Source organism: Variovorax sp. J22P240 (assembly GCF_030316855.1).
Taxonomy (GTDB): domain Bacteria; phylum Pseudomonadota; class Gammaproteobacteria; order Burkholderiales; family Burkholderiaceae_C; genus Variovorax.
This window is the reverse complement of the sequence record NZ_JASZYR010000020.1, coordinates 60516-74384: the sequence shown is the minus strand read 5'-3', so window position 1 is coordinate 74384 and position 13869 is coordinate 60516. Positions and strand designations below refer to the sequence as shown.

The following is a 13869-nucleotide window of genomic DNA, read 5'->3' as shown; positions in this document are numbered from 1 at the left end:
GGCCAAATCCGAAATCAACTCTGACATTACGTGCCCACGTTCTTGTACATGGGTACGTAGCCTCACACTTCGTCGCGCTCGAAGGAAGGGCGTGGTTTATTGCGCGCTTACATTGTAGTTGAGGCGACTGCTCATTACTTCTTCTCCAGAGGTGCAGATACGGGCATGGTGAGCGGCATGTCGCCTGTGTCCACGACGAACACCGCCAGCAATTTCGCTGGCTGGGTCCTGCTCGCGTTGCGGCTCTCGCGATGCGTCGCACCGGGAGATTCATAGAAGCTGTCGCCTGCCCGCAGAATCCTCTTGGGCCCGTCGTCCACTTGCGATTCGATGGCGCCCGACACGACATAGGCGTAGATGAAGGCAGACTTCGAATGCGTATGGGACGGCGAGGCGGCCCCCGGCGCATAGTCGACGACGAGCGCAATCAGCGACTTGCCAGGAATGTTCGGGATGGCTTGCTCCAGCTTGGGGGTCACCTTCTCGGTCGCTTCATGCGCCGAGGCTGGCGCGGGCGCAAGGACGCCCATCGCGGCGGCGGCGACGGCCGCTGAAAGCAGCGCGATGTTCATAGGGGTTCTCTCGATTGGTCGCGCATCGCGCGCAAGGTCACTGCGAGAAGCCAACCAGCCGCGCGAAGGCGCGCACACGCTCGCGCGGCATCGGTGCCTGGTTGACCTTCGCGTCTGGATCGCCGTATCCCATCGACATCCCGAAGGCCGTCACTTCCTCGGGGGCCATCTCCAGGTGGGACGCGATCACCTCATGGAAGGGCGCAAAGGACACTTGCGGGCAGGTGTCGATGCCCCGCGCCTTTGCCGCGATCATCACGTTCTGCGCGAACAGACCCAGGTCGATCCAGCTGTGCGGCTTCAGGCGACGGTCGATACTGAAGAGAAGGCCAACGGGCGCCCCGAAGAACGAGAGGTTGCGTTCGGACTGGCGTGCACGCGCAGGCGCGTCGTTCCGATCGATGCCGAGCGACGAGTAGTAGCGCGCGCCGAAGTCCTGCAGGCGGGCGCGGAACATGTCGGGCAACGGATCGGGAAAGTGTGCGGGCGCAGGCACGGCGCCTGCGCGGGAGGCCGCCAGCATTGCATCGGCCAGTTCGTCCTTGACGCTGCCACTGACCACATAGACGCGCCAGGGCTGGATGTTGGCGCCGCTCGGTGCGGTCGCGGCGTCGTCAAGGATGTCCTCGACCAGCTGGCGATCGAGCAGCAACGGCTTGAAGGCCCGAGTCGCGCGACGGGAGCGCACGACGCTCGAAACGCATTGCGCGACGGCCTCCTGCGCCAGATGACATACGGAATTGTCCATCGCTCACTCCTGCGGCGCAGCGTGGTAGGAGATCCGGCCCGAGGGCAGGAAGAACAGCGCGATCACGGCGCCATCCCTGGCCTCTGGATAGTGCTGGCTGCCTGGCGAGGGGGCGGTCCACCCGCCAAAACACCATCCGTTGGGGCCGTTCAGGGCAGCGCCAGGCGTGACGGGCACGACCATGTTGAACTCGCCATAGGGATGCCCGTGGTACTGGCCGCGCAGCCGCTGGTCTGCATGTCCCTGGCAGTTGCCGGTGCTGTCCATGTACACCGCCGTGATGCTGAAGTGCAGCGTGCGCTCGGTAGGTTCGGCGATGCGGCTGCGACGGTAGACAGGGCCGTCGATCTCGACGTTCGCTGCCCAGCCATCTTCCACACCTTTCTTCACCAGCCGGGCCAGGGTCTGGTAGAGCTCGCTGTCCGGGCCGTACTTCTGGTTCAGCCAGTGTTCGACGTCGGTGCCCGCGGTCATGTCTTTCACTTCCTCGAGAAAGGAAGCCGAGCGCTCGATCAGCGCTTCGCGGTCTCGGATAAGGGTCTCGGTGGTCATGGTGTGTGCGCTCTCGCGATGATCTGAAGGCAATCATCGGCCGCCACCGGACTGAAGGGAACTGATGCTTTTGCAAGCTCATAATGCATGCCGTTCAATTTGCCGGGAGAGCGCCAGATGAGCTTTGGCCGCATGGACCTCAACCTGCTCAAGGTCTTCGATGCGATCTACGAAGAGCGCAACCTGGTCGTGGCGGGCAAGCGGCTCAACCTGACCCAGTCCGCGGTGAGCCACGCACTGGGGAGGCTGCGCGAACTGGTGGGCGACGAGCTCTTCATGCGCACGGGCAAGGGCATGGTGCCCACAGGCCGCGCTGCTGCCATGGCGCCCGCCCTGCGCGATGCGCTGCGCCAGATCCAGGCGACGCTGGGAGTGGAGCCTTTCTCAGCGCAGGAGTCGAAACGGCGCTTCGTCATCGCGGCGAACGATCATCTCACCGCCGTGATCATCGCCCCGCTGTCGCGCGAGCTCCAGCAGGTGGCGCCCGGCGTCGACCTGGTGATCCGCCCCTCTACCCGGCTCGACCTGGCAGAGCAGATCGATCTGGGACGCATCGACCTCGCCATCGGCATCTTCGCCCAGGTGCCCAGTCGCCTGAACTCGCGCACGTTGATGTCCCAGGGCGAGACCATCCTGATGCGCAAGGGACACCCTGCCTCGCGCCGCAAGCTCACATTGCGCGACATGGCGAAGTTCCCGCTCGTCACGCTGTCGGTAGGTGGCCAGGAGGAAGGGGCCGTCGGAGGCTTCATCCTGGAGCGCGGCCTTGCACGCCAGTCCGAGATGTTCGATCGGCACGCGCTCCAGGAAGCGCTGCGCGAGCTGAATGAGCTTCCCCGCACGCGCGTGACGGTCCCGCACTCGCTGGCCATACCTGAACTCCTTCGCGAAACCGACATGCTGTCCATCGTGCCCGCGTCGCTTGCGGTGGCGCTGGCAAAGCACGGCGACTTGCTGCGCCGTCCCCCTCCCTACCCAGCGGGGACCTCGTCCATCCGGGCAGTCTGGCATCGCCGGGAAGAGCATGACGTGGGGCACAGCTGGTTGCGCGAGATGGTGGCCGATGCGGCACGGCTGACCGAGGAGGCGCTCGGCTAGCTGACGCCGCCCAAGTGCACGGCGTGCATCTTGCCCTTGCAAAGACTTCAGTTCCCTTCGGCCCGGCCAGCCGCCATCATTCCGCCACTTCGAGTTGTCCAACCATGTGGGGTGCGGAATGAACACCATGAACCGTCGCGCGTTTGCGCGCATCGCCTTGACACTGCCAGCGGCAAGCTGGCTTCCGCCCTCGTTCTCGCAGGCGGTGGCCGGCGTGGGCAAGCTCCTGGTGGGCTATCCGGCCGGGGGCACCCTCGACACGACGGCGCGCCAGTTGGCGGAGGCCTGGCGCAAGCAGGGGCGCCAGTACATCGTCGACAACCGGGCGGGCGCGGCCGGCCGCATCGCCAACAGCCAGCTCAAGCGCGAGCGGCCCGACGGCGCAACGCTTCTTTGCACGCACACCTCCGCATTGACCATCTACCCGCACGTGTATTCGCGACTCATGTACGACGCGGCAGCAGACCTGCAGCCCGTGTCACCGCTGGTCGCCGCCACCTGTGCGTTCGCGGTCAGCAGCACCGCGCCTGCCGGCGTTGTCGACGTGAAGACGTATGTCGACTGGGTCCGCCGCGCGCCCGATGCCGTCAGCTATGCCTCCCCGGCTGCCGGCTCCTTTGCGCATTTCCTGGGGTATCAGTTCTCCGATGCGGCGGGGCTGAAGCTGCAGCATGTCGGATACCGCGGGTCCGCCCCTGCGATGCAGGACCTGATCGGAGGACAGATCCCGGCCTACTTCGGCTTCGTGGCAGATTTCCTGCCCTATCTGCAGCAAGGACGCATCCGGATCCTGGGGGTTACCGGCGACAAGCGCACGCCCTTCCTGCCCAAGGTGGCGACCTTCACCGAGCAGGGGTTCCCGAAGGTTCGCGGCGTCGAGACCTATGGGATCTTCGCGCCTCCCGGCACGCCTGAAGGCACAATCGAGGCGCTGCATTCGGCGATGGTGACTGCAACCAAGGACCCTGCGCTGCGCACGGCCTTCGAACAGGTCGGCCTCGAGCCGCTGACGCTCACGCCGCAGGAGTACGCGAAGCAGTTGCGGCGCGAGCGGGAATTCTGGGCGCCCATCGTTCGCGCCTCCGGGTTCCGCTCCGAGGAGTGAGACATGGATGCCGGCCACTGCGAGCTCACCTGCCGGATGAGCCCGACGCAGGACATTCAAGCCTTGCATGACCGCCAGGCTGCACTTGGGCATTGCGTGGAGCAGGTCCTGCGATCGCGTCGGTCCACGCGCGCCTACAAACCGGATCTCGTGTCCGCGCAAGCGGTGCTCGACATCCTCGACTGCGCTGCCACCGCACCCAGCAACTCGAACACGCAGCCGTGGCGCGTGCATGTGCTGGCTGGCGCGCCCCTATGCGAACTGGGGGATGCGCTGGTCAAGAGCTTCCGCGAGGACCTACTGCCGCCCTCCTCCCATTTCCCGGATCCGCTCCCGGCAGAGTTTGGCGCGCGACAGGCGGACTTCGCTTCCCGCTACTACGGCTGCCTGGGCATCGACCGGCTGGATGCCGCGGCCCGGTCAGCCCAGACGGAGAGGAACTTCCACTTCTTCGGCGCACCAGTGGGCCTCATCTTCAGCATCGACTCGCGCCTCACGGCACACAGCTGGCTGGATCTGGGGCTGTTTGTGCAAAGCGTGATGATCGCCGCAGGTGCGCGGGGGCTGGCCACCTGCCCGCAGGTGTCGTTCGCGCGCTTCCATCCCGTGATCGCATCGCGCCTGCGCATGTCCGCGCATTACGTGACAGCCTGCGGGATGTCCATGGGCTTCGCGCAGAGCACGGCACCTGTGAACCAGGTCCGCATGCCGCGAGCGAGCGCGCTCGAATTCGCGCAGCTCGCCGGCTTCTCCTGATGCCCTCATTGCAGCTCCAGCCCTGCGGGCGAGCGCCTGACCTGGTTGGATCGGACGGGTGCCGGGCACCCGCACACCGCCAGAAGAACCTAGAAGAACACTGATCATGGACCGTCGTCTCCCTGTCCTCGCCCTCGGCATGTTCGCCATGGGAACCGACAACTTCGTCGTTGCCGGCATCCTGCCCAGCGTCGCTGCTTCCCTCGGAACCTCCGTCAGCCTCGCGGGCCAGATGGTCGCCGTGTATGCACTATCGTTTGCCATCATGGCGCCGGTGATGGCCGCGGTCGGCGGCGGATGGCCGCGCAAGCCGCTACTGGTCACTGCGCTGGCCGTCTTCGTCGTGGGCAACGCCATCAGCGCCTTGGCCACCGACCTCAACACCGTGCTGCTGAGTCGCGCACTGGCAGGCCTGGGTGCGGCAATGTTCGCGCCGACGGCGCTGGGCGTCGCATCGACGATCACTGCGCCGGAGAAAAGAGGCCGCGCGTTGTCTATCGTGACCGCTGGCCTGGCAGGTGCGACAGCCCTGGGGTCGCCGCTGGGAACCTTCATCGGCGGGCTCGGGACCTGGAGGACGACCCTGTGGTTCGTCGCGATGCTGGGCCTGTCCGCGATGCTCGCCGTCTGGTGGCTTCTGGACTCCGTGCGTGCGCCCGAGCGCATCACGCTGCGCGAGCGATTCGCGCCAGTGCGCGATCTGCGCGTCACGCTCGCGCTCTTGACGAACGTCTTCGCGAACGGCGGCTTGCTGATGGTCTACACGTACGCGGGTTCGGTGCTGGACCGCGTCACTGGCGGCAGCGAGCGGATACTCGCGACGCTCCTGCTGTTCTGGGGCGTGTCCGCCCTGATCGGAAACCTTGCCTCCGGCCGGTTGGTCGACCGCTTCGGCAGCCGCAGCGTAATGAATGCCTCCCTCGCGATCGCCATCATCAACTTCTGCGCCTTGCCTTGGGCATCCACTTCGGTGGCGGGCGCCGTACTGTGTTTGGCGATCTGGGGGTTCGTCGGCTGGGGCGTCATCGTTCCGCAGCAGCACCGCCTGGTGAAGATGGCACCGAAGGTCGCCCCCTTGCTGCTGGCACTCAACAACACGGCCACCTACGGTGGACTGGCCTGCTCCAGCGTGCTGGGCGGGCTGGTGCTCCTCGTCATTGACAGGCACTACCTCAGTCTCGTGGGCGCCGGCATGATTCTCGTCGCGCTGGCGCTGGCGGAGGTCACCCATGGCTGCATCGTGCGTAGGAGCATAGGTGTGCACCGGGAGCCCGAGCTGCAGACGCAGCCTTGACCTAGGATGGCCACGCCCGCGATCTGCGCACGCCAGACGCGCCCGGATCTGCTGGCCGTCGAAAGGGATCGCTCCGCCATGGCCCTTCACTGCAGAAGTGCCAGTGCGGCGCCCGGAATGGCCGGAAAGCAGCGATAGGCAGTCGTCCGCGCTCAAAGAGGGGAAGGACCGCAATCGCTGCGGACCTGCCGGACACCAGTCGATGCTGACGGTCTGAGATGGGCCCATCTGCGACATCCACGGTTCGCAACCTGCCCTGTGGAATCGCCTGCAAGCGGTGCAAGAGGCCCGCGCAAGCTTCCAAGTTCTCCATTGGTGGCGCTCGCGACCAAAGTCGCTCCGGAGTTCATGCCCATGCAGCCCTTCGACGCTGCGCCCCCGTATGCCGTTCCGGCGTTCCGGCTGCTGCTAAGGCCTCGCGGCGCCATGGCCGGCTCCGCTTTTGCCATTGGCCTCGCTCTTGGAGGCGTGACCCGCAATGTGTTAGCAACGATCGGCGCGCCACCCGCGAAGGGGACCACGGTCATGTCGTTTCCGGAACTCCAGCGTCAGTGAGTGATGGGCCAAAGTACATCCGCGAGATTCCCGCTTTTGCCGCTACCGCTTCGCACCGACTGCACGGCCGCGAAGTGGAGTAGAGAACCGCTCCCAGCAAGCTTTCGCGCCCCAGCTTGAGCTGCGCATCGCGGATTGCCTCTCGTTCCGCATGAGCATCGGGATTCTGATTCTTCACGACCCGGCTTGGCCCTTGGCCAACGAGCTCGCCATCCAGCACCAGCACGGCGCCGTACGGTTGGTCACCCCAAGACTCAGCAAGGCGCTTCATCTCGGCAGCGGCTTCGTACCAGCGAGCGCCTGCCTCGTTGGAAGAAATCCGGGGCTGGGCAGATACCCTCAACATGCTGCCGGCGAGCAGCGCCGCCCCACTGCCTAGCAACATTCTCCGGCCGTTCGGTGGCATATCAATGCATCTCAGTTCCACGACCAATCGTTCGCCCCAGCCGCTGAGCTTGGCCGAAGCATGCCCGCATGCGGCCACCCAACTCTACATGGGAATCCATGTCTGAGCATTTTCGCCGTCTGCGGCAAAAGATCGTTTGAAGTCTCGCGCGGCAAGTCTCGACGGAGTGCTTCGCAGCGGGAACGGACGTTCAGTGATGCCAGCATGACCGGCTCCTTCGTGCCCGTTGCAGTCTCTCCATGATCTGCAAACGCCGTCGTGTCGACGGCGCGGTACGCAACAACATCCAGAAGGGACTGAAGGGAATTGCTGCCCTCAACCTTTCAGAATAGCGCCAGCCAGCCTGGGTCGGAATCTTTGAGTCGATGTATCTTCGCTCATCGACTCGAAGGCCGTGTCACTTCGACGACGGCGCGCCCCGAGGTATCGAGATCAACAGCGACATCTCGATGACCGCTTCCAAGTGCAAAGCGGAAATTCCCGCTGCGAGGCCGAAAGTCGCTGATGGGCCCTCCCGTGCCCTACGGCAGCCACCGTCATACGACCGCTGCGCAGCAAGAGCCGACCTTCAGCGGTGCCTGTCTTGTCGACCGCTTCCTGCCGATCTGCGGCCATTGCCGACGCTGAAACTCGCAACTGCGGCTCACAGCTTGGCCTCGATAAATCAGCGTACGCGCCGCGCTCATCCCAACGGGTGGATTTCCGCCCCCCAACGGGTCGCGGCAGAATCCGCAGCACAACAAAGCGAGGGGATTCCGATGAAGCTCGCCGCCGCCCCGTTTCTCTGTTCCACTGGCTCGGTGTATGTGCTGGAGAACTTGGTTGCTCAGCGGGTCAAGGTTGGCATGACTGCCATCGGTGCCAACGACGTCGCGAATCGCCTCAAAGACGTCAACGACATGTGGGCGGAACGCAAGGTCACTTGCCAAATTTGCGGCGGGCGACTCGTGCATGTCATGGGACTCGTTCCTCGACACGTCAAGAGCGGCATAGTGTGCATCGGAGGGGACAACGTCCCCTTGGAGAAGAGCACTGCGCTGGCCGCGCAGCAACTGCAGGCGACCAAGGACCGCATCCACAAGCTGCACGGCACCGAACTGAGCTCAGCCACCCGAGTGGTCAGTACTCTCGCGCTGCGAATAGAGAAGTATCGCGATCACGTACCACCAGCAGGAGAATGGCAATTTTGTGTCGCGTTCCACACCGAGGGCGTGGCCGAGGTTGAGGCTCTTGCGCACAAGAAGCTCGCAAAGCACCTGGATCGGCAGGCACCCTTCGGAGAGGTTTTCTGTTGTACGGCATCAGAGGCGACGGAGGCCGTCGAAGCAGCTTTGGGTGAGTTGGGGCTGTCGGACACCGCCAGAAGGAGAACTCAATTGCCCTCCCCTCTGAACTGGCCGCGAACGCCAAGCCATGGATGGTCCCCCTGAGATGACCAACGCCATTCCAGTTTTTCGAGCCGCCGACCAGGCGCTTGCCAGTGCCGACGCAGTTCAGGGCAGGCGCGATAGGTGCCGCGAGCCACACGTTGCACCCTTGCAGGCGCTGGCCGAACGGATCAGCGCAAACCACGATGCACCCGAAGGCGTGCCGCGCTTCGACCCGCTCGACGGCGGTATCAACGCACGCGTCCTGCTCTTGCAGGAAGCCCCAGGCCCGCGCGCTGTCGGAACCGGCTTCGTCAGCTTCGACAAATCGGATCAGACCACAGCTAACGCCCGACATGCTTGCGAGTCAGCTGGACTCTCACGCCGCGATGTGGTGCGGTGGAATGCGGTGCCCTGGTACATCGGGAACGAGGGGCGCACCAAGATTCGTGCGGCAAACCGATTGAAATCGCTTCCCGACGCGCAGGGCCGAGTTCTTCGCGCAGATTGCGCAGGCGGCTCGCCTTATAGGTCGAGAGCCGGCAACGTGAAGACGCTATCCGCATTGCCGTTGGCGCAGCCCCACGACCGCACGCGGCCGACCCACAGCGCGTTCATGTCCAATCTCGTCGCGGGAGCTTGACCCCTTGCAATTCCGCGCCTTCATCGCGATCGCAACGGCCGTCATGCTTGGTGGTTGCGCGTCGCCCCCGAAGACAACCTGCAACCCCGGCGAAGAGCGGGCGATCCAAGACACGCTGTACTTCGGCACCGCGAAGCCCAATGGCGGTGTTGTCGCCAACGACGAATGGACAGAGTTCCTCGAGATCGTGGTCACCCCGCGCTTCCCTCAAGGCCTGACCGTCGTCCCAGCATCTGGCCAATGGCGCGGCGCGGATGGATCAATCGTCCGGGAATCGACCCGTATTCTTCAACTCGTGCACCCCGACGACGCACTGAGCGAGAAGGCAGCGATCGAGATCGCGGCCGATTACAAGTCGCGGTTTCAGCAGGAAGCCGTTCTTCGTGTGAAGGCGGCCGCATGCGCATCCTTTTGACCCTGAAGCCCCAACCCAGCTTCAATGAAACTCGCTTTTGGGGACGGCGAACCTCAAATGCGGAGGCACGAAGGCGGTTGCGCGGCGTCAGCCGTCGTTCGATAAGCCCGCCTGAATCTCAGCAACCGGCCATGAACAGTCTGTCGCGCCGCCTCCGAGCTACGTCCGCTTCGATCGAAGGCGGATTTGAGGCAGGTGAACAAAAAAGCCCGGCTGCAGTTTTGGGACGCGAGTGACCTTTGTGGCTGCGTGTGCAATCAACCATCTTCCTTCGGCGGCGCAACCAGCGCACCCCTGATGTCGTGGCGTGCCATGGCGTCGGCGACGAATCCTGATGCTTTCATCTCTTCAACGAACTCGCTCAGATAGTTGGCAGCTTCTATTCCCCTGCTGCGCGGTGTTCCCATCGCTTGCTGGATCACCATGAATCTGCCAGGCAAGAGCCGCAGCCCCTCTAACCTTGCTGCGTCGGAGGCAAGCTGCTGACGCACACCTGCAGCCACGTCGGCGTGCTGCGCAAGAAACTCTTCAACAACCGTAGGTGACGTGTTGGCTCGAACGATCTGGGCCTTCTTGAGCTCGCGAGTCAGGTAGAGGTCGTATGCGCTTCCTTTGCCGACCATGATCCGCACGCCTTCGGCATCGACTTGCTCGTTTGTTGCGATCTTGGAGTCGTCTCGCACGAGGTAGCTTCCTTCGATCAATATGTACGGGGCTGTAAAGAGCAAGCCTTCGCCGCGCAGGGGATCGACGGCGAAAAACCCGACATCAGCTTGCTCGCCGGTGACGGCGGTTACTGATTTCCCAGCGGCATCGAACACCACTGGCTTCATTTCTGTCTGCAGACGCCTCGCAAGTTCGATCGCCAGGTCGACTGACACGCCCGTTGCCTGTGAGGTGGCCGCATCCCACCTTGCCAGGATGGGGTTGCCAAGGTTGATAGAGGCGCGCACTACGCCTGTCGGCGCCAGTGCCGATCGGATTGTTAGTGGGACTTGCATTGCAGGAGACCTTTCAAGGAAGGGACGTGGTATCACTGAGCTACGGCGTGGCTGCCGCTTAGACCTTGGCTGCGTGCTCTTCGAGCAAAGCGAGCACCGAGGGGTCCAGTGCAAGCCCTTCACGCCGATGCCGCGCAAGGTTGTTCAGTTCGATTTCCCCCGGCACAAGAACTGGACGCGCTGCTTCGGCGGGAGGGCTGTCGTGAAGGATCGCCGCGAAATCGTTCATCCGCTCCGCAAGCCATGCAGTGGAACCGAGGCGCCGCGTGTCGATGAGGATGAAGAAATGTCCGAGGTTTTGCGGCTCGTCAGGCGCATCGACCCAGGACTTCACATGCGTGAGGTAGGCGGCGCCCGATAAAAGTCCTGCGAACAGGTCCACAAGCAAAGCCAGCCCGTAGCCTTTGTGTCCGCCGATCGGAAGCAGGAAGCCATCAAGGGCCGCAGCGGGATCGGTCGTCGACCGGCCGCCCTTGTCCGTCGCCCAGGTGTCGGGAATGGATTCACCGCGCTTGAGTGCGTTGCGGATTTTTGCGCGAGCGGCAACGCTGATGGCCATGTCCAGCAAGAACGGCTTGCCGCCGGGGTTCGGTACGCCAAAACCGACAGGACTATTCCCGAGACGGGCATCGCTGCCGCCCCACGGTGCGATCGTCGTGGTGGCATTGCTCCCGATGATGCTGGCGAACCCGGCTTCGGCTGCGATCAGCGAATAGGGCGAGACAGGGCCGAAATGGTTGCTGCCACGCGCAAACGCAATACCCACTCCTGTCTGCTTGGCCGTTTCCATGGCGGCCTCCAACGCGCGCATTCCAACGAGCGGGCCGACTCCGTTGTCGCCGTCGATGCTCACGATGGCGGGCGCTCGCTGTTCCACCTTGATGTCCGGTCTGGCCTTGATGCCGCCGACACTCAGTCGCTCACCGTACGACTCGATACGGCCGAGGCCGTGGGTCGACAGGCCGAACAGGTCAGCGGTTACCAGGATCCTGGCGACGTCTTGTGCGTCTTTGTGATCGAGGCCAAGGCCCTCGAAGGCCTTGGCACCGAGCTCAAGCAGTTCGGACTCCAGTAGGACGCGTTTTTCAATGATGGCGGTGTTCATGGTGTCTTTCAATGGGAAGTGATGATTGGTGGCTTCATTCGGCCTTGAGGCCGGCCTTGCGAACAACGTTGCCCCAACGTTCACGCTCGGCTTTGATGAACTTGGCAAATTCCGCAGGGGCCATGGGAGACGCGGTGCTGCCGTCTTCTTCAAGCCGTGCACGCACCGTCGGAACGCTCAACGCCTTGATCGCAGCGTCATGCAGGCGGGCGACGATCTCCGGCGAAGTCTTGGCCGGCGCGAGGATCCCGAACCATTGCGAGCTGTCGAACCCGGGGTACCCGAGTTCGGCCACCGTGGGGACGGCAGGCAGTGCGCCCAGCCGTTGCGGGGAGCCGCTTGCGATGATCTTTATCTTTCCCGCCTTGGCCTGTGAGATGAAGCCGGGAGGGCCTGCAGAAGCGGCATCCGTGTTGCCCGCCAGCAGATCGTTGAGCTGGGCACCAGTGCCCTTGTACGGTACATGGGTGACGTCGATGTTGGCCGTGACCTTCAACATCTCGAATGCAAGATGACCTGCGCTGCCGTTGCCTGCTGAACCATAGTTCAGCTTGCCGGGCTGCGCCTTGGCCAACGCGACGAACTCCGGCAGCGTCTTCGCCGGAACCTTCGCTCCGATGGCGAACACCATCGGCACCTTGGCCAGCAAGGCAATGGGCGCGAAATCTTCGTGGCCATACGGCAGCTTGGGAAACATCGCCGGGTTGACCGCCAGGGTGCCGACATGCCCGAGAACGATGTTGTAGCCATCAGGTGCCGCGCGTGCCACCTCTTGCATGGCGATGATCCCGGATCCACCTGCCTTGTTGTCGACGATCACGGCCTGCCCCAGCGTCTTTGACATCTCGTTGGCGATCAGGCGTGCAATGACGTCGGAACTGCCGCCTGGGCCATAGGGCACCACGAGGCGAATCGGCTTCTCGGGCCAAGCGGCGTGGGCCAAGGGCATCGTTGCTGCCATCACGGCGGTCGCCAGAAGGCCGATCACGCGGCGCCTGGCAGGGTGAAGCGAACTTCGAGTGGTGCTGCCGATGCTGGGCAAAGTGCTCATTCAATGTCTCCTTGTTGATGCGGCCTGGATATGGCCGCAGACCAGGGTTGAATGGTCGCGGGGAGTCGCTTCGGTGTAAATTGCAAAGATTCGCTCTACTTTTGCGTCAAACGCATGAATTTCGATTTGGCGGATCTACGCGCCTTCCTGTCCGTTGCAGACTTCGGCAGCTTTCGGGTTGCTTCCGAAAACTTGCACCTGTCGCAGTCAGCCCTGTCTCGTCGCATCGACAAGCTCGAGTCGGCGCTTGGCATCAAGCTGTTCAGCCGCACGACGCGGAAGGTGGAGCTGACGACGGTCGGCAGAGCATTTGTGCCTAGGGCTCAAAACGTCATGCGCGAGCTCGACGATGCGCTCGTGGGGATCAAGGACGCGACGGAGCGAATCTCAGGCCTGGTGACGATTGCTTGCGTCCCGTCTGCTGTGGGCTACTTTCTGCCGGCTGCAATCAAGCGCTTTCACGCCTCATACCCGAAGGTTCGCATTCGTCTCATCGACGAATACTCCTCAGAAGTCCTCGTAGCAGTCGCGAGAGGGGACGCGGACTTTGGGTTGACGTACATCGGCACGCAAGAAGCAGACATCAATTTCGAACCCCTGCTGGAGGAGCGGTTTGTCGTCGCGTGCCCTGCGGGCCACCCTCTGGCAAAGAGGAAGCGCCTGACCTGGGCGGACTTGACGCAGCACGCTTATCTGACGCTTGCTCAAGGAAGTGGGAATCGATTCTTGATCGATCAGGCAATCAGCCAGGTTGAAACAAAGCCGCAGTGGATTTGCGAGGTGCGCCACGTACCAGCGCTCGTCAGTCTGGTCGAAGCAGGATTGGGGCTAGGCGTCGTCCCGCGCCTCGCAATGCCTCCGAAAGGGCATTCGTCGGGGCTGATCAGCATCCCGCTGGATGATCCAAAAATCACCAGGGTGATCGGGCTGATCAGCCGACGCGGGCGCGAATTGATGCCAGCTGCCCGACTGTTCTATCAAATGCTTTTAAGCGGAAGTGAGAACAGGAGAAATGAAGCTCAGCCAATGCAACGACGCCGGGATCAAATGAAAACGAGCTAAGCCACGCGCAAGGCGGATTGGATTGGTGACGACTGCTTTGGCGTGGCCTGCGGAAGTTGGCAGAGCGAACCTGAAGGACCGGAAGGGGGCCCTGCCCTGCCTCTCGTCAACGACCGTCGTACTTCAGCTGCGCAGCGAG

16 protein-coding genes are annotated in these 13869 nt (G+C 63.4%); 9 read left to right on the top strand and 7 right to left on the bottom strand.

The window, feature by feature from the left end; all coding sequences use genetic code 11:
* Positions 1–134: 134 nt before the first annotated feature.
* From QTI24_RS28670 to QTI24_RS28660, 3 genes are read right to left on the bottom strand one after another with little or no spacing between them, the layout of a single operon-like run.
* Positions 135–572 carry a cupin domain-containing protein gene (locus tag QTI24_RS28670; protein ID WP_286605117.1) on the bottom strand — a complete coding sequence of 146 codons (438 nt, stop codon included), beginning with the start codon at positions 570–572 and terminating at the stop codon, positions 135–137.
* A gap of 37 nt (positions 573–609) precedes the next feature.
* Entirely contained in the window at positions 610–1320 is a 711-nt protein-coding gene (locus QTI24_RS28665; protein ID WP_286605115.1) for a nitroreductase, read from the bottom strand.
* A gap of 3 nt (positions 1321–1323) precedes the next feature.
* Positions 1324–1872 carry a 4-hydroxylaminobenzoate lyase gene (locus tag QTI24_RS28660; RefSeq protein WP_286605113.1) on the bottom strand — a complete coding sequence of 183 codons (549 nt, stop codon included), beginning with the start codon at positions 1870–1872 and terminating at the stop codon, positions 1324–1326.
* A 117-nt stretch (positions 1873–1989) separates the two neighbouring features.
* Between QTI24_RS28660 and QTI24_RS28655 the strand changes: the two genes are divergently transcribed.
* From QTI24_RS28655 to QTI24_RS28635, 5 genes are all read left to right on the top strand, one after another.
* On the top strand, positions 1990–2970 hold the full coding sequence (locus tag QTI24_RS28655; protein WP_286605111.1) for a LysR family transcriptional regulator: 981 nt from the start codon (positions 1990–1992) through the stop codon (positions 2968–2970).
* 127 nt (positions 2971–3097) lie between these two features.
* Entirely contained in the window at positions 3098–4075 is a 978-nt protein-coding gene (locus tag QTI24_RS28650) for a tripartite tricarboxylate transporter substrate-binding protein (protein WP_286605110.1), read from the top strand.
* 3 nt (positions 4076–4078) lie between these two features.
* A complete protein-coding gene (locus tag QTI24_RS28645) occupies positions 4079–4831 on the top strand; it encodes a nitroreductase (RefSeq protein WP_353506118.1) in 753 nt (250 codons plus the stop codon).
* 106 nt (positions 4832–4937) lie between these two features.
* On the top strand, positions 4938–6125 hold the full coding sequence (locus QTI24_RS28640; RefSeq protein ID WP_286605108.1) for an MFS transporter: 1188 nt from the start codon (positions 4938–4940) through the stop codon (positions 6123–6125).
* 354 nt (positions 6126–6479) lie between these two features.
* A complete protein-coding gene (locus QTI24_RS28635) occupies positions 6480–6680 on the top strand; it encodes a hypothetical protein (RefSeq protein WP_286605125.1) in 201 nt (66 codons plus the stop codon).
* Here QTI24_RS28635 and QTI24_RS28630 read toward each other — a convergent pair.
* Entirely contained in the window at positions 6649–7026 is a 378-nt protein-coding gene (locus QTI24_RS28630) for a deaminase (RefSeq protein ID WP_286605122.1), read from the bottom strand. The two genes, QTI24_RS28635 and QTI24_RS28630, sit on opposite strands and share 32 nt — an antisense overlap.
* A gap of 818 nt (positions 7027–7844) precedes the next feature.
* On the opposite strand from QTI24_RS28630, the gene QTI24_RS28625 reads away from it, so the two are divergent.
* From QTI24_RS28625 to QTI24_RS28615, 3 genes are read left to right on the top strand one after another with little or no spacing between them, the layout of a single operon-like run.
* Entirely contained in the window at positions 7845–8516 is a 672-nt protein-coding gene (locus QTI24_RS28625) for a hypothetical protein (RefSeq protein ID WP_286605106.1), read from the top strand.
* A gap of 1 nt (position 8517) precedes the next feature.
* Positions 8518–9096 (top strand): uracil-DNA glycosylase family protein, encoded by a 579-nt coding sequence (locus tag QTI24_RS28620; RefSeq protein WP_286605104.1) that lies wholly within the window; start codon positions 8518–8520, stop codon positions 9094–9096.
* Positions 9097–9100: 4 nt separating this feature from the next.
* Positions 9101–9511: a DUF3574 domain-containing protein gene (locus QTI24_RS28615; protein WP_286605103.1), complete on the top strand. Its 411-nt coding sequence runs from the start codon at positions 9101–9103 to the stop codon at positions 9509–9511.
* A gap of 257 nt (positions 9512–9768) precedes the next feature.
* Here QTI24_RS28615 and QTI24_RS28610 read toward each other — a convergent pair whose 3' ends face one another.
* Genes QTI24_RS28610 through QTI24_RS28600 form a run of 3 tightly spaced genes read right to left on the bottom strand, consistent with a single transcriptional unit; the run spans position 9769 to position 12668 of the window.
* Complete coding sequence (locus tag QTI24_RS28610; RefSeq protein ID WP_286605101.1) at positions 9769–10512, bottom strand: ABC transporter substrate-binding protein; 744 nt, start codon at positions 10510–10512, stop codon at positions 9769–9771.
* Positions 10513–10570: 58 nt separating this feature from the next.
* Complete coding sequence (locus QTI24_RS28605; protein WP_286605099.1) at positions 10571–11617, bottom strand: Ldh family oxidoreductase; 1047 nt, start codon at positions 11615–11617, stop codon at positions 10571–10573.
* A gap of 34 nt (positions 11618–11651) precedes the next feature.
* Positions 11652–12668, bottom strand: coding sequence for a Bug family tripartite tricarboxylate transporter substrate binding protein (locus tag QTI24_RS28600; protein ID WP_503011326.1), 1017 nt, complete (start codon positions 12666–12668; stop codon positions 11652–11654).
* Between the two features lie 114 nt (positions 12669–12782).
* On the opposite strand from QTI24_RS28600, the gene QTI24_RS28595 reads away from it, so the two are divergent.
* Positions 12783–13730 carry a LysR family transcriptional regulator gene (locus QTI24_RS28595; RefSeq protein WP_286605097.1) on the top strand — a complete coding sequence of 316 codons (948 nt, stop codon included), beginning with the start codon at positions 12783–12785 and terminating at the stop codon, positions 13728–13730.
* Positions 13731–13869: the final 139 nt, after the last annotated feature.

Excerpts from the sequence above, each read along its gene's own strand:
- QTI24_RS28605 (WP_286605099.1), bottom strand. The coding sequence starts at position 11,617 with ATGAACACCGCCATCATTGAAAAACGCGTCCTACTGGAGTCCGAACTG.
- QTI24_RS28630 (WP_286605122.1), bottom strand. The coding sequence starts at position 7,026 with ATGTTGAGGGTATCTGCCCAGCCCCGGATTTCTTCCAACGAGGCAGGC.
- QTI24_RS28610 (WP_286605101.1), bottom strand. The coding sequence starts at position 10,512 with ATGCAAGTCCCACTAACAATCCGATCGGCACTGGCGCCGACAGGCGTA.
- QTI24_RS28645 (WP_353506118.1), top strand. The coding sequence starts at position 4,079 with ATGGATGCCGGCCACTGCGAGCTCACCTGCCGGATGAGCCCGACGCAG.
- QTI24_RS28670 (WP_286605117.1), bottom strand. The coding sequence starts at position 572 with ATGAACATCGCGCTGCTTTCAGCGGCCGTCGCCGCCGCCGCGATGGGC.
- QTI24_RS28640 (WP_286605108.1), top strand. The coding sequence starts at position 4,938 with ATGGACCGTCGTCTCCCTGTCCTCGCCCTCGGCATGTTCGCCATGGGA.
- QTI24_RS28620 (WP_286605104.1), top strand. The coding sequence starts at position 8,518 with ATGACCAACGCCATTCCAGTTTTTCGAGCCGCCGACCAGGCGCTTGCC.
- QTI24_RS28635 (WP_286605125.1), top strand. The coding sequence starts at position 6,480 with ATGCAGCCCTTCGACGCTGCGCCCCCGTATGCCGTTCCGGCGTTCCGG.
- QTI24_RS28650 (WP_286605110.1), top strand. The coding sequence starts at position 3,098 with ATGAACCGTCGCGCGTTTGCGCGCATCGCCTTGACACTGCCAGCGGCA.
- QTI24_RS28600 (WP_503011326.1), bottom strand. The coding sequence starts at position 12,668 with ATGAGCACTTTGCCCAGCATCGGCAGCACCACTCGAAGTTCGCTTCAC.
- QTI24_RS28595 (WP_286605097.1), top strand. The coding sequence starts at position 12,783 with ATGAATTTCGATTTGGCGGATCTACGCGCCTTCCTGTCCGTTGCAGAC.
- QTI24_RS28665 (WP_286605115.1), bottom strand. The coding sequence starts at position 1,320 with ATGGACAATTCCGTATGTCATCTGGCGCAGGAGGCCGTCGCGCAATGC.
- QTI24_RS28625 (WP_286605106.1), top strand. The coding sequence starts at position 7,845 with ATGAAGCTCGCCGCCGCCCCGTTTCTCTGTTCCACTGGCTCGGTGTAT.
- QTI24_RS28655 (WP_286605111.1), top strand. The coding sequence starts at position 1,990 with ATGAGCTTTGGCCGCATGGACCTCAACCTGCTCAAGGTCTTCGATGCG.
- QTI24_RS28660 (WP_286605113.1), bottom strand. The coding sequence starts at position 1,872 with ATGACCACCGAGACCCTTATCCGAGACCGCGAAGCGCTGATCGAGCGC.